Source organism: Pseudomonas sp. GW821-FHT09C08 (assembly GCF_059418125.1).
Window position 1 is genome coordinate 218,640 of record NZ_JBWKPG010000003.1, and the last position, 19,457, is coordinate 238,096.

The window sequence follows — 19,457 nt, forward strand, 5'->3', positions numbered from 1 at the left end:
GGGGCGGCACTATACCTAGGAGTGTGTGATCCGTCTGCACGAGGCGATTAAAGGTTTCAGCAGGCCGGAGTCGGGCAAGGCGGGTTTGCAGGGCGATATTGGAGTTTTTATGGACGTCATTTCACAACCTTGAGGCAAAAAAAAGGGCCTGAAGAACGAGCCTTCAGGCCCTCAAAAGGTGAGAGGTGTCTAGTCCCTCAACCTGGTGAGCGGTGCAACAAACGCTTAGGCCTTCAACGGGACCAAACGTGGGGCAATCATGTTTTCGGGGCGCAGGATGTCGTCGAGCATGGCGTCGTCGAGCAAGCCTTCTTCACGCACCAGTTCCAGCACGCCGCGGCCGCTTTCGAGGGCGATGCGCGCGATGCGGGTGGCGTTTTCATAGCCGATGTACGGGTTCAGCGCGGTGACCAGGCCGATGGAGTGCTCCACCAATTCGCGGCAACGGGCTTCGTTGGCGGTGATGCCGACGATGCAGTGCTCGCGCAGCATGTCCATGGCGCGTTGCAGCAGGCGGATCGAGTCGAAGATCTTGAAGGCGATCAGCGGCTCCATCACGTTCAACTGCAGTTGGCCGCCTTCGGCTGCCATGGTCAGGGCCAGGTCGTTGCCGATGACCTGGAACGCCACCTGGTTGACGGCTTCCGGGATGACCGGGTTGACCTTGCCGGGCATGATCGAGCTGCCTGGCTGACGCGCCGGCAGGTTGATCTCGTTGATGCCGGTACGTGGGCCGCTGGACAGCAGGCGCAGGTCGTTGCAGATCTTCGACAGCTTCACCGCGGTGCGCTTGAGCATGCCGGAGAACAGCACGAAGGCGCCCATGTCTGAGGTGGCTTCGATCAAGTCGGCAGCCGGTACCAGCGGCTGGCCGCTGATCAGGGCCAGGCGTTGTACGGCCAGGGCCTGGTAACGCGGGTCGGCGTTGATGCCGGTACCGATCGCGGTGCCGCCCAGGTTCACTTCGGTCAGCAGCTCTGGCGCCAGGGTTTTCAGGCGGGCCAGGTCTTCACCGAGGGTGGTGGCGAAGGCGCGGAATTCCTGGCCGAGGGTCATCGGCACGGCGTCTTGCAATTGGGTGCGGCCCATTTTCAACACGTGACCGAACTCGACGCCTTTGGCAGCGAAGGCCTGGATCAGGCTGTCGAGGCTGGCCAGCAGCGCGTCGTGGCCCAGCAGCAGACCCAGGCGGATCGCGGTCGGGTAGGCGTCGTTGGTCGACTGCGCCATGTTCACGTCGTTGTTGGGGTGCAGGTACTGGTACTCGCCCTTGTTGTGGCCCATGGCCTCCAACGCGATGTTGGCGATGACTTCGTTGGCATTCATGTTGGTTGAAGTGCCGGCGCCGCCTTGAATCATGTCCACCACGAACTCTTCGTGGAAATCGCCGCGGATCAGGCGGGCACAGGCTTCGCTGATAGCTGCGTGCTTGGCTTCGCTGAGCTGGCCCAACTCGCGGTTGGCGTCAGCGGCTGCTTGCTTGACCATTGCCAGGCCGACCACCAATTTCGGGTAATGCGAAATCGGAACGCCCGAGAGGCGGAAGTTATTCACCGCTCGCAGGGTCTGGATGCCGTAATACGCTTGGGCAGGTACTTCGAGTACGCCAAGCAGGTCTTTTTCTGTGCGGAATGATGCAGCGGAGGACATGACGGAAATCATCTCGATATGGACCCGGAACAGGCCGGAACGCTGCGAATGCTAGGCTTGTAGAAGTTTTTGGGCCAATGCTGTTAAACACTGGCCTATGCACAAACGGCATAATGTCGGTGTGACCCGGTTATCATGGCGGGCGTGTGTGCCAAAATGGTGCGTACCCGTGGGAGGAAGTGATGAACCTTGAGAGCAAATGGCTGGAAGACTTCAGCGCCCTGGCGGCAACCCGCAGCTTTTCCCAGGCGGCGGAGCGGCGCTTTGTCACCCAGCCGGCGTTCAGTCGGCGTATTCGCAGCCTGGAAGCTGCGCTGGGCCTGACCCTGGTCAATCGCTCGCGCACGCCGGTTGAACTGACAGCAGCGGGGCAGTTGTTTCTGGTGACCGCGCGCACGGTGGTCGAGCAGCTCGGTGAAGTGCTGCGCCATTTGCATCACCTGGAAGGCGGGCAGGGCGAGGTTATGCAAGTAGCCGCTGCCCACTCCCTGGCGCTGGGTTTCTTTCCGCGCTGGATCGCGCAACTGCGCAACGAAGGCCTGAACATCGCCACGCGGCTGGTGGCCACCAACGTCGGCGACGCCGTGCATGCCCTGCGCGAAGGCGGCTGCGACCTGATGCTGGCGTTCTACGACCCGGATGCGGCGATGCAGATGGACGCCGAAATCTTCCCCTCACTGCACTTGGGCAACACCGAAATGCTCCCGGTGTGCGCCGCCGATGCGGATGGCAAGCCGCTGTTCGACCTGGAAGGCGAGGGCAGTGTGCCGTTGCTGGCGTACAGCGCCGGTGCGTTCCTGGGGCGTTCGGTACATCTGCTGCTGCGCCAGCGCGCATTGCGCTTTACCACCGTGTACGAAACCGCCATGGCCGACAGCCTCAAAAGCATGGCCCTCGAAGGCCTGGGCATTGCCTGGGTGCCGCAGTTGAGCGTGCGCGCTGAACTGGCACGGGGCGAACTGGTGGTGTGCGGCGGGCCGCAATGGCATGTGCCGCTGGAGATTCGGCTGTATCGCTGCGCGCTGGTGCGCAAGGCGAACGTGCGGTTGTTGTGGCGTAAGTTGGAAGGCGGCGCAGCGCAGAATACTTGAGCCAACACAGATCAAATGTGGGAGCTGGCTTGCCTGCGATAGCGGTGTATCAGCCGACATTTCAGGCACTGACCCTCCGCCATCGCAGGCAAGCTAGCTCCCACAGTATTTTGTGGTGCTTTCGCTGACCTGGAAGTCAATAAAACCGCCTGTTTGAGGTGTAAGACAGATGGTCATCCAAGGGGCTGTTTATCTGGATTATTACGGTATACTGCGCGGCCTTCGGCCGGTCCAACCGGCCAAATTTCGTACAACAAGCCACGCCGGATTTCCCGCGTGGCTTGTTGTTTTTTGACGCGCCTGCGGGCGCCCAGAGAGAAGAGGCACGACGATGAGTGCATTGGTTGGCGTGATCATGGGCTCCAAGTCCGATTGGTCCACCCTTAGCCACACCGCCGATATGCTGGAAAAACTCGGCATTCCGTATGAAGTGAAAGTGGTCTCTGCCCACCGCACCCCGGATTTGCTGTTCCAGTATGCCGATGAAGCAGAATCCCGTGGCATCGAGGTGATCATCGCCGGTGCCGGCGGGGCGGCGCACCTGCCAGGCATGTGTGCGGCCAAGACTCACCTGCCAGTGCTTGGCGTACCGGTGCAGTCGTCGATGCTCTCGGGCGTGGATTCGCTGTTGTCCATCGTGCAGATGCCGGCCGGTATCCCGGTGGCGACCCTGGCGATCGGCAAGGCCGGCGCGATCAACGCCGCGTTGTTGTCCGCCAGCATCCTGGGCGCCAAGCACCCGCAGTTTCACGCGGTGCTGAAAAAATTCCGTGCTGAGCAGACAGACAGCGTGCTGGACAATCCAGACCCACGTATCGCCTGAGGTTGTTGACGATGAAAATCGGTGTAATCGGTGGCGGCCAACTGGGCCGCATGCTGGCCCTGGCGGGTACCCCGCTGGGGATGAACTTCGCTTTCCTGGACCCGGCGCCGGACGCGTGCGCGGCTGCACTGGGTGAACACCTGCGTGCGGACTACAGCGACCCGGACCATCTGCGCCAACTGGCCGACGAAGTCGACCTGGTGACCTTCGAGTTCGAAAGCGTCCCGGCCGAAACCGTGGCATTCCTCTCGCAGTTCGTGCCGGTGTACCCGAGCGCCGAAGCCTTGCGTATCGCTCGCGATCGCTGGTTCGAGAAGAGCATGTTCAAGGACCTGGGCATCCCGACCCCGGCCTTCGCCGATATCCAGTCCCAGGCCGACCTCGACGCTGCGGTGGCCAGCATCGGCCTGCCGGCGGTATTGAAAACCCGCACCCTGGGTTACGACGGCAAGGGCCAGAAAGTCCTGCGCACCGCCGCCGATGTGGTCGGTACCTTCGCCGAGTTGGGCAGCGTTGCCTGCCTGCTGGAAGGCTTCGTGCCGTTCACCGGCGAAGTCTCGTTGATCGCCGTGCGTGCCCGTGATGGCGAAACGCGCTTCTACCCGCTGGTGCACAACACCCACGACAGCGGCATCCTCAAGCTGTCCGTGGCCAGCACCGACCACCCGTTGCAGGCTCTCGCGGAAGACTATTCCAGCCGCGTGCTCAAGCAGCTGGATTATGTCGGCGTGATGGCGTTCGAGTTCTTTGAAGTCGACGGTGGCCTCAAGGCCAACGAAATCGCGCCGCGTGTGCACAACTCCGGGCACTGGACCACCGAAGGCGCCGAGTGCAGCCAGTTCGAGAACCATCTGCGGGCAGTGGCCGGCTTGCCGCTGGGCTCCACGGCCAAGGTCGGCGAGAGCGCCATGCTCAACTTCATCGGCGTGGTGCCGCCGGTTGACCGCGTGATCGCCATCGATGACTGCCACCTGCATCACTACGGCAAGGCCTTCAAGGCTGGGCGCAAGGTCGGCCATGCCAACCTGCGCTGCAAGGACCGTGCGACGCTGCAAGCGCAGATCCTCAAGGTCGAAGCGCTGATCGCCGAGCAATAACCCAAGGATCGGCGGGAACCATTGGTTGCCGCCGTCTCTCTGATTGCAGGATGGCGAAGCCTGACTAGGCTTTGACATGACTCACATTCAATCAGAGGGAAATGCCATGGGTATCATCGGAACCATCTTCATCGGCTTGATCGTCGGCCTGCTGGCGCGTTTCCTCAAGCCAGGCGATGACAGCATGGGCTGGATCATGACCATCCTGCTGGGTATCGCAGGTTCGCTGGTCGCCACCTACGGTGGTCAGGCCCTGGGCATCTACCAGGCGGGCCAGGGCGCAGGCTTCATTGGCGCGCTGATCGGTGCCATCGTGTTGCTGGTGATCTACGGCCTGCTGCGAAAAAAATGATTTAGCTTCATGGCCCTCTGCGCTGCGCAGGCGCGGAGGGCTAGAATGCCGACACTGTTAACCTTGTCGAGCCTCTCCATGCGCCGTCTTCTGTTCACTCTTCTATTACTGGGCTCCGGCCTGGCCCACGCCGGCGAACTGCCGGAAACCGACTGGCTCGACCTGATGCCGCTGTCGGACCAGAAAGCCCTCGAAGCGATGCCCGAGATCGATCACAACTCCCCCGAAGCCCAAGGCACGTTCACCGACAAAGGTGGCTTGAAGCAGAGCAAGGGCTTGCCGGCTGTGATGTATTCGACCAAGACCGTGGCCGCCATGAACGGCAAGAACATCCGCATCGGCGGTTACCCGGTGCCGCTGGAGACCGACGCCAAGGGTCGCAGCACGCTGTTTTTCCTGGTGCCCTACCCAGGCGCCTGCATCCACGTGCCGCCACCGCCACCCAACCAACTGGTGCTGGTGCGGTACCCCAAGGGTTTGAAGCTGGATGATATCTACACGCCGCTGTGGGTCACGGGCACGTTGAAGGTGGAGAAGGTCAACAATGACCTGGCCGATGCGGCCTATGCACTGGATGCGGGGAAGGTGCGGGTGGTGAAGGAATCCGACCTCTAGACACCGCGAAACCCGTAGGCGCTGGCAAGCCAGCTCCTACGGGTTCGGGTTTACAGGGCTAGCGCTTTGATGCTCACACCCAGGGTATGACTTTCGCCCGGCGCCAGGCTCACCACATCATCCAGCACATTCGCCGTCTCGATGCACAGCATGCCTGTCCACCCATCATCGGCCATGTCATCAAACGCCTTGGCGCGTTCGGTCCAGGGGTTCCAGATCACCGTCGACTTCGAGCCCTCGGCGGTGAGTTGGATTCTGCGCTGCCAGTCTTTGTCGACAATAGTCAGCTGGGGCGGCGTGTCGAGGTAGATGCGATCCGTCTCGGCGGTGAAGTGCAGCAGGCCCGATTGCGTCTTCTCGGTCCAGCCGTCGGCGGTATCGATGTACGCCAGCCCGTCCAGGCCCTCGACCTGCACGTTGCGCACATCGCTCACGGCGAAGTAGGTGTGCAGCGCCTGGCTGAGCGTCACGGTATCAGTGCCGCGGTTGTGGCTGGTCAGGTGGATATGCAGTTGGTCGTCCAGCCGCAGGCTCAGTTTCAGGTCGACCTGATGCGGCCAGCCGGGGAAGCCTCCCGCAGGCACCGGCAACACCAGGTCGACCCGCAGCGTTTCGCCTTCGAGTTCCGTCGCGGCCAGTTCCCACAGGGCGGTGCGCACAAAACCGTGGGCGCCGGCGGGCTGGTCACTCTGGCGCATTGCCTTGACGCTTTGCGGATTGCGGTCAAACACGCCAAACCATGGCCAGCACACCGGAACGCCGGTGCGAATGCCTTTGCCTTGCTTGAACACCGCCTCAGGATTCGGCCAGATCAGCGGCTGCTCGCCTGCGCGTTGGTAACTGAAGATGTGCGCGCCTTGTCGGGCGACTTTCAGTTCGGCGCCGTTGTGGCGAATGTGCCAGCAATCCAGCTCGTCGATTTTCACGGTTTCAACGTGGGGCGTAGGCATACACAGCACTCTTTATGGCAGGCAATGGGGCAATTGACCGTCAAAATCCGATGAGGTTTAACGCGCGCGCGACGGGACCGAACGCGTGCGGCCGCTGCCATCGATGGCGACGAACACGAACACCGCCTCGGTGACCTTGCGCCATTCGCTGGACAGCGGGTCATCGCTCCACACTTCGACCATCATCTGGATCGAGCTGCGGCCGATTTCCAGGGCCTGGGTATAGAAGGAAAGCTGCGCGCCCACCGCCACCGGGACCAGGAACGCCATGCGATCAATCGCCACGGTGGCCACGCGGCCACCCGCGACCTTGCTGGCCATGGCGGTACCCGCCAGGTCCATCTGCGCGACCAGCCAGCCGCCGAAGATGTCGCCGAAACCGTTGGTTTCACGCGGGAGGGCGGTGATTTGCAGGGCGAGATCGCCTTGCGGGATAGGATCTTCTTGTTCGAGTTCGATCATGCCGAGGGTGCCTCTGACCCGTGACGCTTCATGGGTATTTCAAGTGGATAGCCGTCTTCTGGAAAAACGTTTCAGCACCAACATACACCGCGTGATGCGTTTCTCGTAAGGCGTACTAAAAGGGAAACTCTGCCAAATCGGCTGGATGGCACCCAACGACGTTTTGGCACAGCAGCCCCTCAAGACTGGGGTTCTGCGCTTGCAAGGGCCGAGTATATCGAGACACATGCGCCACGACGACCTCTGGGCACTCATTTGGTCGGCAATTCGCGGCTGTATCGCGGCTTTTTCCGGCAACTGTGCTTCTGATTGCGGTCAATGTGCGGTCACCGGGGATAATTTGCCCACTGGAACTGTTATCAGCTCACCGCTGTGCTTTTCCAAGCGATTTGCTATCTTGCCGAACCCACCCTGGCGCAGCCAGCACCCCGGATCTGCCGTCCTGACTAATAAGAGAAGCCTTGCCATGTCCTCCGTGCCCGCAAGCAGTGCGCAACCTTCGCGCCCGCTGACCCGCAACGACTACAAAACCCTGTCGCTGTCTGCCTTGGGCGGGGCGCTGGAATTTTATGATTTCATTATTTTCGTGTTTTTCGCCACCGTGGTCGGAAAACTGTTCTTCCCCGTGGACATGCCCGAATGGCTGCGCATGATGCAGACCTTTGGCATCTTCGCCGCCGGCTACCTGGCGCGCCCGTTGGGCGGCATCATCATGGCGCACTTCGGTGACCTGCTGGGCCGCAAGAAGATGTTCACCCTGAGCATCTTCATGATGGCCGTGCCGACCCTGATCATGGGCCTGCTGCCGACGTACGCGCAGATCGGCCTGTGGGCGCCGATCCTGTTGCTGCTGATGCGCGTCATCCAGGGCGCGGCGATTGGCGGCGAAGTACCGGGCGCCTGGGTGTTCGTTTCCGAACACGTGCCACCGCGCCATATCGGCTACGCCTGCGGCACCCTGACCAGCGGCCTGACCGCCGGGATCCTGCTGGGCTCGCTGGTGGCCACCGCAATCAACACTATCTATAGCCCGGAGCAGGTCTCGGATTACGCCTGGCGCATCCCGTTCCTGCTCGGCGGTGTGTTCGGCCTGCTGTCGGTGTACCTGCGCCGCTGGCTGCATGAAACGCCGATCTTCGCCGAGATGCAGCAACGCAAGACCCTGGCCGCCGAGCTGCCGTTGCGCGCCGTGCTGCGTGATCACCGCAGTGCCATCGTGTTGTCGATGCTGCTGACCTGGCTGCTCTCGGCCGGCATCGTCGTGGTTATCCTGATGACCCCGACCGTGTTGCAGACCGTCTATCACTTCAGCGCGACCGTGGCGCTGCAGGCCAACAGCCTGGCAATCGTCACATTGAGCCTGGGCTGCATCGCCTCCGGCGCGCTGGCCGACCGTTTCGGCGCCGGGCGTGTGTTGATCTTCGGTTGTGCCCTGCTGCTGGCGACCTCCTGGACGCTGTACCACAGCCTCATCGCCCACCCCGACTGGCTGTTCCCGCTGTACGCCTTGACCGGTTTGTTCGTCGGCACCATCGGCGTGGTGCCGTATGTCATGGTCAAGGCTTTCCCGCCGGTGGTGCGTTTCAGTGGGTTGTCGTTCTCCTATAACGTCGCCTACGCCATATTCGGCGGCCTGACGCCGCTGGCGGTGTCGCTGCTGATGAAGGAAAGCCCGATGGGTCCGGCCTACTACGTTGCTGTCCTGTGCGTGATGGGGATGGTTGTGGGTGGGTTCCTGTGGAAGCGCGGGCGCTAAGACCCGCCCGATCACCCAGTGTGGCGAGGAAGCTGGCTCGCGCAGCGGCCCTGAAAAAGGCAGTGCTGCGCAGTCCCGCGGGAGCCAGCGCCCTCGTCACAATTCAATGTTTCTGCCCTCGTAGCCTGCGCTCCTCTCGATAGTGGCCTTTCATCTAATTGTCACATTGCAGACATAGAGTGTTCACACGGCCTCTCGATACTTGGCCCCGATCCAACTATCCCTATCTGCTAGGAGCAAGGCATGAAACTGAAGCGTTTGATGGCGGCAATGACTTTTGTCGCTGCTGGCGTTGCGACCGCCCACGCGGTGGCCGCTGGTGTTGACCCGGCAATTCCGGCTTACGCCAAGACCACTGGCGTATCGGGCAACTTGTCCAGCGTTGGTTCCGACACTCTGGCGAACCTGATGACTTTGTGGGCTGAGTCCTACAAAAAGGAATACCCGAACGTCAACATCCAGATTCAAGCTGCCGGCTCCGCTACTGCGCCACCTGCGCTGACTGAAGGCACCTCCAACCTGGGCCCGATGAGCCGCAAGATGAAGGACACCGAACTGGCGGCCTTTGAGCAGAAGTACGGCTACAAGCCAACCGCAATCCCGGTTGCCGTGGATGCCCTGGCGGTATTCGTCCACAAGGACAACCCGATCCAGCACCTGACCATGGAACAAGTCGATGCGATTTTCTCCTCGACGCGTCTGTGCGGTGGCAAAGCCGACGTGAAAACCTGGGGTGACCTGGGTGTGACCGGCGACCTGGCCAACAAGCCAGTGCAATTGTTCGGTCGTAACTCGGTATCCGGCACCTACGGCTACTTCAAGGAAGAAGCCCTGTGCAAAGGCGACTACAAGCCAAACGTGAACGAACAACCGGGCTCGGCGTCGGTCGTGCAGTCGATCAGCTCCTCGCTGAACGGCATCGGTTACTCGGGCATCGGCTACAAGACCGCCAGCGTGAAGACCGTGGCCCTGGCCAAGAAAGGCAGCACTGACTACATCGAAGACAGCGAAGAAAACGCCCTGAACGGCAAATACCCGCTGTCGCGTTTCCTCTACGTTTACGTCAACAAAGCCCCGAACAAGCCTCTGGCCCCGCTGGAAGCCGAGTTCGTGAAGCTGGTTCTGTCCAAACAGGGCCAGGAAGTTGTAGTGAAAGACGGCTACATCCCACTGCCAGCCAAAGTTGCCGCCAAGGCCCTGGCTGACCTGGGTCTGAAAGAAGGCAACTGATTGCCTCTGCGGGGCCGGCCTGCCGGCTCCGCATCCGAATTTTCTAGTCCGCTGCCAGCTTTGCTTCGCGGCGGATTTGTTGCGTCACTGCACTGTCATCTTTCTGTCATACAGGATCGCTAGGGTGTGCGCATGAATGATCTGGCCAATTCCACCATGACGACGACTTCCCCTCCCAAGCGCATTGATTTCAATACGCCTGAGCTGCAACGCAAGCGCCGCATCCGCGCCCTCAAGGATCGCCTGACCCGTTGGTACGTGCTGGTAGGCGGCCTCGCCGTCCTCGGCGCCATTACCCTGATCTTCTTCTTTCTGGCCTATGTCGTCGCGCCACTGTTCCAGGGCGCCTCGCTGACCAAGGAAGACGCCCTGACCCCGGCCTGGATCCAGGACGCCGGCAAGCCGCTGATGATCTCCCTGGAAGAACAGAACCAAGTCGCCATGCGGGTTTCCGACAAGGGCCAGGCGCTGTTCTTCAACGTCGAGACCGGTGCCGAGCTCAAGCGTGTCGACTTGCCACTGCCCGCCGGCACCCGTGTTGCCTCCATCGGTGAAGACCAGCCCGGCAGCCCGCTGGTGATCCTCGGTTTGTCCAATGGCCAGTCCCTGGTGTTCCGCCACACTTATAAAGTGTCCTACCCGGACGGCAAGAAAACCATCACCCCGGCGATTGAATACCCTTACGGCGAAAACCCGATCGTGCTCGACGACGCCGGTCGCGCGCTGGAGCATGTGGCCCTCAACGCCACCGACTCCTCCCTGGTCGTTGCAGGCTCCGCCGGTTCGCACTTGAACGTGCTGACCCTGAGCCGTGAAGAAAACATGATGACCGGCGAAGTCACCAGCGAGCAGAAGCGCATCGAGCTGCCGCAGATGACCGAGCCGGTGAAGGCGATTTTCATCGATCCGCGCCAGCAGTGGCTGTACGTGATCAACGGTCGCGCGCTTGCGGATGTCTTCAGCCTGCGCGACAACAGCCTCAACGGGCGCTACAAATTGTCGGAAGATGGCACTGCCGAAATTACCGCCAGCACCCAGTTGGTGGGCGGCATCTCGCTGATCATCGGTAACTCCAAGGGCGGCCTGGCCCAGTGGTTCATGGCCCGTGACCCGGATGGCGAGCAGCGCTTCAAGCAGATCCGCACGTTCCAGATGGGCACGGCGCCTATCGTCGAGATTACCGCCGAACAACGTCGCAAAGGCTTCACCGCCCTGGATGCGTCCGGCAGATTCGGCGTGTTCCACAGCACCGCGCACCGCACCTTGCTGGTGGACCCGGTGGTCGACGGCCAGGGCGTGTTCGGCATGTCGCCACGGGCCAACCGCGTGATCGTCGAAGCCGGCGGCAAGTTGCAGCCGCTGGTGCTGGACAACCCGCACCCGGAAGTGTCCTGGAGCGCGTTGTGGAGCAAGGTCTGGTACGAAAACTACGACGAGCCTAAATACGTCTGGCAATCGACCGCCGCCAACACCGATTTCGAACCCAAGATGAGCCTTGCGCCGCTGACCTTCGGCACCCTGAAGGCCGCGTTCTACGCGATGCTCCTGGCCGCGCCACTGGCGGTTGCTGCCGCGATCTACACCGCCTACTTCATGGCCCCGAGCCTGCGCCGCAAGGTCAAGCCGGTGATCGAGCTGATGGAAGCGATGCCGACGGTGATCCTCGGCTTCTTCGCCGGCCTGTTCCTGGCGCCGTATGTGGAAGGCCACCTGCCGGGGATTTTCAGCCTGCTGATGCTGCTGCCGATTGGCATCCTGGTGGCCGGTTTTGTCTTCAGCCGCCTGCCTGAGTCGCTGCGCCTGCGGGTGCCGGACGGTTGGGAGAGTGCGATCCTGATCCCGGTGATCCTGTTTGTGGGCTGGCTCTCGCTGTACATGAGCCCGTACCTGGAGACCTGGTTCTTCGGCGGCGACATGCGCATGTGGATCTCCCACGACCTGGGCATCACCTACGACCAGCGCAACGCCCTGGTGGTCGGCCTGGCCATGGGCTTTGCGGTAATCCCGAACATCTACTCGATCGCCGAAGACGCCGTGTTCAGCGTGCCACGCGGCCTGACCCTGGGCTCGCTGGCCCTGGGTGCCACGCCGTGGCAGACCATGACCCGCGTGGTGATCCTGACCGCCAGCCCAGGCATCTTCTCGGCCCTGATGATCGGCATGGGCCGCGCCGTCGGCGAGACCATGATCGTGCTGATGGCCACCGGTAACACGCCGGTGATGGAGATGAACCTGTTCGAAGGCCTGCGCACACTCGCGGCCAACGTCGCGGTGGAGATGCCCGAGTCGGAAGTCGGCGGCAGTCACTACCGCGTGCTGTTCCTCTCGGCGCTGGTGCTGCTGTTGTTCACGTTCGTCATGAACACCCTCGCCGAGCTGATTCGTCAGCGTCTGCGCAAGAAATACTCGTCGCTTTAAGAAAGGTAGAAGTCTGTGAAACAGAACTCCCTGAATGGATGGTTCAAGAGCGGCGCCCCCGGCGTCTGGATCAGCGGTGGCGCAGTGTCCATCGCGGTCATCATGACCATTGGTTTGCTGGCCGTGATTGCAGTGCGTGGCTTGGGCCACTTCTGGCCGGCCGACCTGATCCAGGCCAACTACGACGTGCCGGGCCAGGCCAACCATATCGTCATCGGCGAAGTGGTGCAGAAAGAAGAAGTGCCGCGCGAGCGCCTGAAAAGCGCGGGCCTGCCGGTGCCGGATGCGGGTCCGGAATTCATGACCCGCGAGCTGATCAAGGTCGGCAACCGCGACCTGAACGGCAATGACTTCACCTGGATTGTCGGCGAATGGCTCAAGGACCAGACCACGCCGGCGAACTTGATGACCATCGAGCGTCGTGAGTGGGGCAACTTCTACGGCACCCTGGTCAACGTCAAGCAGGATGGCAAGGTCATCGCCGAAGGCGACGCCGCGTGGCCGGAGCTGCAGGCGCGGGTCGACCGCGTCAACAAGCTCGCTGCCCAGCTCAAGACACTCGAAAAATCTGACATCGGCGCGATCAACGCCGGGCTTGAACGCATCCGCCTGCATGGCCGCAAACTGGAACTGGAAGGCAAGCTCGACGCCGCCGCCCAGGCCGACATGGACTCCGGTCGCGCCGAGCTGAATGCCCGTTACCAGGACATCGAAGCACGCCTGGCCGACCTGCACGCCCAGTTCAATCGCGATGCCCTGACGGCGCGTGATGCGAACGGCAAGGAAGTCGAAATCGGCATCGGCAAAGTCGTTCACGCCTACCAGCCGAACGCCATGGGTACACTGACCAAGATCGGCTTCTACTTCAGCAAGGTCTGGGAATTCCTCAGCGATGACCCCCGGGAAGCCAACACCGAGGGCGGGATTTTCCCGGCTATCTTCGGCACCGTGATGATGACCCTGATCATGGCGATGATCGTTACCCCGTTCGGCGTGCTGGCAGCCGTGTACCTGCGTGAATACGCCAAGCAGAACACCCTGACCCGCGTTATCCGGATCGCCGTGAACAACCTGGCCGGCGTACCGGCCATCGTCTACGGCGTGTTCGGCCTGGGCTTCTTCGTGTATGTACTGGGTGGCTCGGTTGACCGTCTGTTCTTCGCCGAAGCCCTGCCGGCCCCAACCTTCGGTACGCCGGGCCTGCTGTGGGCCTCGCTGACCCTGGCGCTGCTGGCGGTGCCGGTGGTGATCGTGGCCACCGAAGAAGGCCTGGCGCGGATTCCTCGCACTGTGCGCGAAGGGTCCCTGGCTCTCGGCGCGACCAAGGCGGAAACGCTGTGGAAGATCGTACTGCCGATGGCCAGCCCGGCGATGATGACCGGCATGATCCTCGCCGTGGCCCGTGCCGCCGGTGAAGTGGCGCCGCTGATGCTGGTGGGCGTGGTGAAACTGGCGCCGTCGCTGCCGCTGGATGGCAACTACCCCTACCTGCACCTGGACCAGAAGATCATGCACTTGGGCTTCCATATTTATGACGTCGGCTTCCAGAGCCCCAACGTCGAAGCCGCGCGGCCGCTGGTGTACGCCACCGCCTTGCTGCTGGTGCTGGTGATTGCCACGCTCAACTTGTCGGCGGTGTGGATTCGCAACCACCTGCGCGAAAAATACAAAGCGTTGGACAGCTAAAGCTATTAGCCACAAGCGGCAAGCTACGAGCCGCTTTTGCCCAAATCTTGCAGCTTGCAGCTAGAAGCTGGCAGCTACGAACGGAGTGAGACCATGCAACACGACACCCATTCCCACGGCATCAACATGTCTGCCCTGGGTCGCGACAAGCAGGGCCTGAACCTGGCCCAGGAAACCGTGGCCATTGAAGTGCCGGGCCTGAGCCTGTACTACGGTGAAAAGCAGGCGCTGTTCGACGTCAGCATGAACATCCCCAAGCAGCGCGTGACGGCCTTCATCGGCCCCTCGGGCTGCGGCAAGTCGACGTTGCTGCGCACCTTCAACCGCATGAACGACCTGGTCGACGGTTGCCGCGTGGACGGCGCCATCAACCTCTACGGCACCAATATCTACCGCAAGGGCGAAGACGTGGCCGAGCTGCGTCGCCGGGTGGGCATGGTGTTCCAGAAGCCCAACCCGTTCCCCAAGACCATCTACGAAAACGTGGTCTACGGCCTGCGCATCCAGGGCATCAACAAGAAGCGCATCCTCGACGAAGCGGTTGAGTGGGCCCTCAAGGGCGCGGCGCTGTGGGACGAGGTCAAGGACCGCCTGCACGACTCGGCACTCGGCTTGTCCGGTGGTCAGCAGCAGCGCCTGGTGATCGCCCGTACCATCGCGGTGGAACCGGAAGTGCTGCTGCTCGACGAGCCGTGCTCGGCACTCGACCCGATTTCGACGCTGAAAGTCGAAGAGCTGATCTACGAGCTCAAGTCCAAGTTCACCATCGTCATCGTGACCCACAACATGCAACAGGCGGCGCGGGTTTCCGACTACACCGCGTTCATGTACATGGGCAAGCTGGTGGAATTCGGCGACACCGATACGCTGTTCACCAATCCGGCGAAGAAGCAGACCGAAGACTACATTACCGGTCGTTATGGCTAGTAGCGGCAGTTGCAAGCCGCAGGTTTCAAGCGGCAAGTAAAAGCAGCTCAATGGAACGACACACATCAGCTTGCAGCTTGTAGCTTGCGGCTTACAGCTTTTGCGGAGCAAACGCATGATTAGCAAAGAAGGTCTTACCCACCACATCTCCGCGCAGTTCAACGCCGAGCTTGAGGAAGTGCGCAGCCACCTCCTGGCGATGGGCGGGCTGGTGGAGAAGCAAGTCAACGACGCAGTCACCGCGCTGATCGAGGCTGACTCGGGCCTGGCCCAGCAAGTGCGCGAGATCGACGACCAGATCAACCAGATGGAACGCAACATCGACGAAGAATGCCTGCGCATTCTGGCCCGTCGCCAGCCGGCGGCGTCCGACCTGCGTTTGATCATCAGCATTTCCAAGTCGGTGATCGACCTGGAGCGCATCGGCGACGAAGCCACCAAGATCGCCCGTCGTGCTATCCAGCTGTGCGAAGAGGGCGAAGCGCCACGCGGCTACGTGGAAGTGCGCCACATTGGCGACCAGGTGCGCAACATGGTGCGCGATGCCCTCGACGCATTCGCCCGCTTCGACGCCGAGCTGGCGTTGTCGGTGGCCCAGTACGACAAGATCATCGACCGCGAATACAAGACCGCGCTGCGCGAGCTGGCCACCTACATGATGGAAGACCCACGCTCTATCTCGCGGGTCTTGAGCATCATCTGGGTCCTGCGTTCGCTGGAGCGCATCGGCGACCACGCGCGCAATATCTCCGAGCTGGTGATTTACCTGGTTCGCGGGACCGACGTGCGGCACATGGGCCTCAAGCGCATGAAGGCTGAAGTTGAAGGGTCAGCCGATCTAATCCCTAATGTTCCGGGCGAAACTGACGATAAGTAAGGTTGCCCGAGAAATTAACGCCCGGCCCTTGGCCGGGCGTTTTTGTTTGTGGCAGCTGGATTTTTTGCGCGTCGGGTCAAAGAAAGTCCCGCCGTGACTACAGAGTTTTGGCAAAATGCCATCAGTCAGGCGTTCTGCGTGCCGCGGTTTTTATAGGAAATAGGGTCGATGAGTAAAGTCAGTGTATTGGTGGTGGATGACGCCTCGTTTATTCGCGACCTGGTGAAGAAGTGCCTGCGCAACTACTTCCCCGGGATCAAGATCGAAGATGCGGTGAACGGCAAAAAGGCCCAGGCCATCCTGATGCGCGAGACCTTCGACCTGGTGCTGTGCGACTGGGAAATGCCCGAGATGTCCGGGCTTGAGCTACTGACCTGGTGCCGTGAGCAAGCGCACCTCAAGGCCATGCCGTTCGTGATGGTGACCAGCCGCGGCGACAAGGAAAACGTGGTCCAGGCCATCCAGGCCGGGGTTTCCGGCTATGTCAGCAAACCGTTCACCAACGAGCAGTTGTTGAACAAGGTCAAGCAGGCCCTGCACAAGATCGGGCGTCTCGATGCACTGATCGCCAGTGCGCCGACCAAGATGAACTCGGCCTTTGGCAACGACTCCCTCAGCGCCCTGACCGGCGGCAAGCCCGAAGCCGTGCGCGCGGCCCCGGTTGCAGCGGCTGCCCCGGCGCCCAGCAAAGGCCTGCTCAACAGCCCACCGGTGCAAGCGCCCGCCGCCTCGCCGGCGGGTGGTCGTGGCCAGGGCCAATTGCGCCTGTCCAGTGGCAACCAGCAATGTGTGATCAAGGCGCTGAGCATCAAGGAAGCGCTGCTGGTGGTGCGTCGCGGTGAAGTGCTGCCGCAGGTGTTGGAAAGTGCCGTGCTCGACCTTGAGCAAGGCGACAACGCTGAAATCGCCCGCCTCAATGGCTACCTGCACGCCGTCGTCGCCTTCGAACCCAAGCCTGATAGCGACTGGCTGCAACTGACCTTCCGGTTTATCGACCAGGACGCGCAGAAGCTCGATTACATCTCCCGCCTGATCGCCCGCGGCACCGCGCAGAAGCACTTCGTGCCGGGTGCGTGACCACCTGAATGCCGGAGTCGATCGGTTGTCTGATTCGCGCTCGATGCCCGACGGACAGCCGGTTTTCAGTTGGCGCTCTTGCAGGCTGCACTAAGACTTCGGATCAGCCAGCCCCGTCTTAACCACGTCCTCACTGGCAAGATCGACAAACTGTCTCTGGATGCGCGGGTCATTTTGTCGGCGGCGGCCCGGATAAACGTGGGTATCGGTTTCAACGGACTGCCAGCCTAAAGCTGTCATCAAGCCTTGCTAGCCTGCCGTTCAGTCATCCTGGCAGGTTTGCGTCATGCTCCTTCGCCTATTGCTGTTCTGCATGCTGGCCACGGTCGCCACCTCGACCCTGGCCATGACCCTCTATCAATCCACCGATGCCAATGGCGCGGTGTTTTTCAGCGATCGACATACACCGGGGTCCCAGGCGTTCGTGATCCAGGAACGCAGGGTCGAGCCTGTGCGAAGGCCGCTGTTGCAAAGGCCACGCGCAGTTTACCCACGACCAGCCTACCGCTACCCCTTGCCCTGGCGTGGCGGTCCGTTCCGCCTGACCCAAGGCCCCAACGGCGGCTTCAGCCACACCGACGCCAAGAGCCGCTACGCCATGGACATCGCCATGCCCGAAGGCACGCCAATCATTGCGGCGCGTAGCGGTACGGTAGTGAAGACCGAGAACAGCCAGATCGGGCGCGGTAACGATGCGTCCGGCAATTTCGTGCGCGTGCAGCACGATGACGGCACCCAGGGCGTGTACCTGCACCTCAAGCAAGGGTCGGTCAGCGTGCGGGTGGGGCAGCGTGTCGCGGTGGGAAGCCTGCTGGCGCTGTCGGGCAATACCGGCAACAGCAGCGGCCCGCATCTGCACTTCGTGGTGCAGCAGGGCACCGAGGCCGGGCTGGTGTCGATCCCGTATGAGTTCAACCAGCCCGTCGGTACATTGCCCAACTTCGCAGCGGGACTGTAGGAGCCGGGCTCCTACAGGGGTTTGGGGGGCTCAGTCCAGCAGCAGGACTTTGGCCAAGACGATCTTCGGCCCTTTCATCTTCTTGATGATGATCCGCAGGCCTTCAACCTCCAGCACTTCTTCCTCTTCCGGCACCCGCTTGAGGGTGTCGTAGATCAGCCCGGCGAGGGTTTCGGCTTCGATGTGGTCGAGGTCGACACCCAGCAGGCGCTCGACCTTGAACAACGGCGTGTCGCCACGCACCAGCAGTTTGCCGGGCTGGTAGGCGAGGATGCCGCGCTCGGCCTTGCGGTGTTCGTCCTGGATATCGCCGACCAGCACCTCAAGCACGTCCTCCATGGTCAGGTAGCCGATGATCTTGCCATCGGCTTCTTCGACCAGGGCGAAGTGCGCGCCGCCTTTGCGGAACTGCTCCAGCAGTTGCGACAGCGGCATGTGCCGCGACACACGCTCCAGCGGACGAGTCAACTCGGCCAGGTTGAACGATTCGGGAATGTGGTCCAAGGCTGCCAGCTCGAGCAGCAGGTCCTTGATGTGCAGCAGGCCCACGAACTCATTGCGCACCGCGTCATACACCGGGTAGCGGCTGAATTTGTGGCGACGGAACAGCGCGAGGATTTCCTTCAACGGCGCGTTGAAGTCCAGGGTGACCAGGTCTTCCCGGGAGTTGGCCCAGTCGACTACTTCGAGTTCGCCCATTTCGACGGCCGAGGCCAGCACGCGCATGCCTTGGTCGCTCGGGTCCTGGCCACGGCTGGAGTGCAGGATCAGCTTGAGTTCTTCGCGGCTGTAATGGTGTTCGTGATGCGGGCCGGGCTCGCCTTGGCCGGCGATGCGCAGGATGGCGTTGGCGCTGGCGTTGAGCAGGTAGATGGCCGGGTACATGGCCCAGTAGAACAGGTACAGCGGCACTGCCGTCCACAGCGACAGCAGCTCGGGCTTGCGAATCGCCCAGGACTTGGGCGCCAGCTCACCGACCACGATGTGCAGGTAGGAAATCACGAAGAAGGCGGCAAAGAACGACACGCCCTTGATCACTTCCGGCGACTCGACGCCCACGGCGCCCAGCAGCGGCTCGAGGATATGTGCAAAGGCCGGCTCACCGACCCAGCCCAGGCCCAGGGAGGCGAGGGTGATACCCAGCTGGCAGGCCGACAGGTAGGCGTCGAGCTGGCTGTGCACGGTGCGCAGGATCTGCCCGCGCCAGCCGTTCTTGTGGGCGATGGCCTCGACCCGGGTGGCGCGCAGTTTGACCATGGCAAACTCCGCCGCAACGAAGAAACCGTTGAGCAGTACCAGGATCAGTGCAAAAAGAATCATGCCGAAGTCGGCGAAGAGTGTAGCGAGGGTGATACCAGGGGAAGGGTCCATGATGGGGTTTTGCAGGTTCCGTGTGTTCAATTAGGGGTGGCAGGTGGGCCTGAAAGACAGGCGCAAGTCGGCCAATGTAGCGGCTGACGGGGCGCTTGCCTAGTGCCCACTGCCCGG

17 protein-coding genes are annotated in these 19,457 nt (G+C 61.8%); 13 read left to right on the forward strand and 4 right to left on the reverse strand.

What is annotated here, in order from left to right; all coding sequences use genetic code 11:
* Positions 1-225: 225 nt before the first annotated feature.
* Positions 226-1,650 carry an aspartate ammonia-lyase gene (aspA, locus tag AC07OJ_RS12020; RefSeq protein ID WP_017135792.1) on the reverse strand — a complete coding sequence of 475 codons (1,425 nt, stop codon included), beginning with the start codon at positions 1,648-1,650 and terminating at the stop codon, positions 226-228.
* 182 nt (positions 1,651-1,832) lie between these two features.
* Between aspA and AC07OJ_RS12025 the strand changes: the two genes are divergently transcribed.
* The 5 genes from AC07OJ_RS12025 to AC07OJ_RS12045 all read left to right on the forward strand — a co-directional run bounded on the left by AC07OJ_RS12025 (position 1,833) and on the right by AC07OJ_RS12045 (position 5,628).
* Positions 1,833-2,741: a LysR substrate-binding domain-containing protein gene (locus tag AC07OJ_RS12025; protein WP_010566930.1), complete on the forward strand. Its 909-nt coding sequence runs from the start codon at positions 1,833-1,835 to the stop codon at positions 2,739-2,741.
* A 331-nt stretch (positions 2,742-3,072) separates the two neighbouring features.
* Positions 3,073-3,564, forward strand: coding sequence for a 5-(carboxyamino)imidazole ribonucleotide mutase (gene purE, locus AC07OJ_RS12030; protein WP_003195648.1), 492 nt, complete (start codon positions 3,073-3,075; stop codon positions 3,562-3,564).
* A gap of 11 nt (positions 3,565-3,575) precedes the next feature.
* Positions 3,576-4,661, forward strand: coding sequence for a 5-(carboxyamino)imidazole ribonucleotide synthase (locus AC07OJ_RS12035; RefSeq protein WP_017476761.1), 1,086 nt, complete (start codon positions 3,576-3,578; stop codon positions 4,659-4,661).
* Positions 4,662-4,767: 106 nt separating this feature from the next.
* The gene (locus AC07OJ_RS12040) at positions 4,768-5,013 is read left to right on the forward strand and encodes a GlsB/YeaQ/YmgE family stress response membrane protein (protein ID WP_010168336.1); all 246 of its coding nucleotides are present in this window, start codon (positions 4,768-4,770) and stop codon (positions 5,011-5,013) included.
* A gap of 78 nt (positions 5,014-5,091) precedes the next feature.
* Complete coding sequence (locus AC07OJ_RS12045; RefSeq protein ID WP_017135795.1) at positions 5,092-5,628, forward strand: DUF3299 domain-containing protein; 537 nt, start codon at positions 5,092-5,094, stop codon at positions 5,626-5,628.
* 50 nt (positions 5,629-5,678) lie between these two features.
* Here the strand turns inward: AC07OJ_RS12045 and AC07OJ_RS12050 are convergent, their stop codons facing one another.
* The gene (locus AC07OJ_RS12050; RefSeq protein ID WP_282395511.1) at positions 5,679-6,578 is read right to left on the reverse strand and encodes a D-hexose-6-phosphate mutarotase; all 900 of its coding nucleotides are present in this window, start codon (positions 6,576-6,578) and stop codon (positions 5,679-5,681) included.
* A gap of 57 nt (positions 6,579-6,635) precedes the next feature.
* Positions 6,636-7,040, reverse strand: a complete 405-nt coding sequence (locus AC07OJ_RS12055; protein ID WP_003176975.1) for an acyl-CoA thioesterase — start codon at positions 7,038-7,040, stop codon at positions 6,636-6,638.
* A gap of 466 nt (positions 7,041-7,506) precedes the next feature.
* On the opposite strand from AC07OJ_RS12055, the gene AC07OJ_RS12060 reads away from it, so the two are divergent.
* From AC07OJ_RS12060 to AC07OJ_RS12095, 8 genes are all read left to right on the forward strand, one after another.
* A complete protein-coding gene (locus tag AC07OJ_RS12060) occupies positions 7,507-8,796 on the forward strand; it encodes an MFS transporter (protein WP_065902562.1) in 1,290 nt (429 codons plus the stop codon).
* Between the two features lie 243 nt (positions 8,797-9,039).
* Positions 9,040-10,026, forward strand: a complete 987-nt coding sequence (locus tag AC07OJ_RS12065; RefSeq protein WP_065902556.1) for a phosphate ABC transporter substrate-binding protein PstS — start codon at positions 9,040-9,042, stop codon at positions 10,024-10,026.
* Between the two features lie 384 nt (positions 10,027-10,410).
* On the forward strand, positions 10,411-12,444 hold the full coding sequence (locus tag AC07OJ_RS12070; RefSeq protein ID WP_495094712.1) for an ABC transporter permease subunit: 2,034 nt from the start codon (positions 10,411-10,413) through the stop codon (positions 12,442-12,444).
* 15 nt (positions 12,445-12,459) lie between these two features.
* Positions 12,460-14,130 carry a phosphate ABC transporter permease PstA gene (pstA, locus tag AC07OJ_RS12075; RefSeq protein WP_065902554.1) on the forward strand — a complete coding sequence of 557 codons (1,671 nt, stop codon included), beginning with the start codon at positions 12,460-12,462 and terminating at the stop codon, positions 14,128-14,130.
* A 93-nt stretch (positions 14,131-14,223) separates the two neighbouring features.
* Positions 14,224-15,057: a phosphate ABC transporter ATP-binding protein PstB gene (gene pstB / locus AC07OJ_RS12080; protein ID WP_065902553.1), complete on the forward strand. Its 834-nt coding sequence runs from the start codon at positions 14,224-14,226 to the stop codon at positions 15,055-15,057.
* Between the two features lie 115 nt (positions 15,058-15,172).
* Positions 15,173-15,934 carry a phosphate signaling complex protein PhoU gene (phoU, locus tag AC07OJ_RS12085; RefSeq protein WP_025856390.1) on the forward strand — a complete coding sequence of 254 codons (762 nt, stop codon included), beginning with the start codon at positions 15,173-15,175 and terminating at the stop codon, positions 15,932-15,934.
* Positions 15,935-16,102: 168 nt separating this feature from the next.
* A complete protein-coding gene (locus AC07OJ_RS12090; RefSeq protein ID WP_065902551.1) occupies positions 16,103-17,011 on the forward strand; it encodes a response regulator in 909 nt (302 codons plus the stop codon).
* Between the two features lie 286 nt (positions 17,012-17,297).
* Positions 17,298-17,969, forward strand: coding sequence for a M23 family metallopeptidase (locus tag AC07OJ_RS12095; protein WP_282395502.1), 672 nt, complete (start codon positions 17,298-17,300; stop codon positions 17,967-17,969).
* Positions 17,970-17,999: 30 nt separating this feature from the next.
* Here the strand turns inward: AC07OJ_RS12095 and AC07OJ_RS12100 are convergent, their stop codons facing one another.
* The gene (locus AC07OJ_RS12100; RefSeq protein ID WP_010207573.1) at positions 18,000-19,340 is read right to left on the reverse strand and encodes a hemolysin family protein; all 1,341 of its coding nucleotides are present in this window, start codon (positions 19,338-19,340) and stop codon (positions 18,000-18,002) included.
* Between the last annotated feature and the right edge of the window lie 117 nt (positions 19,341-19,457).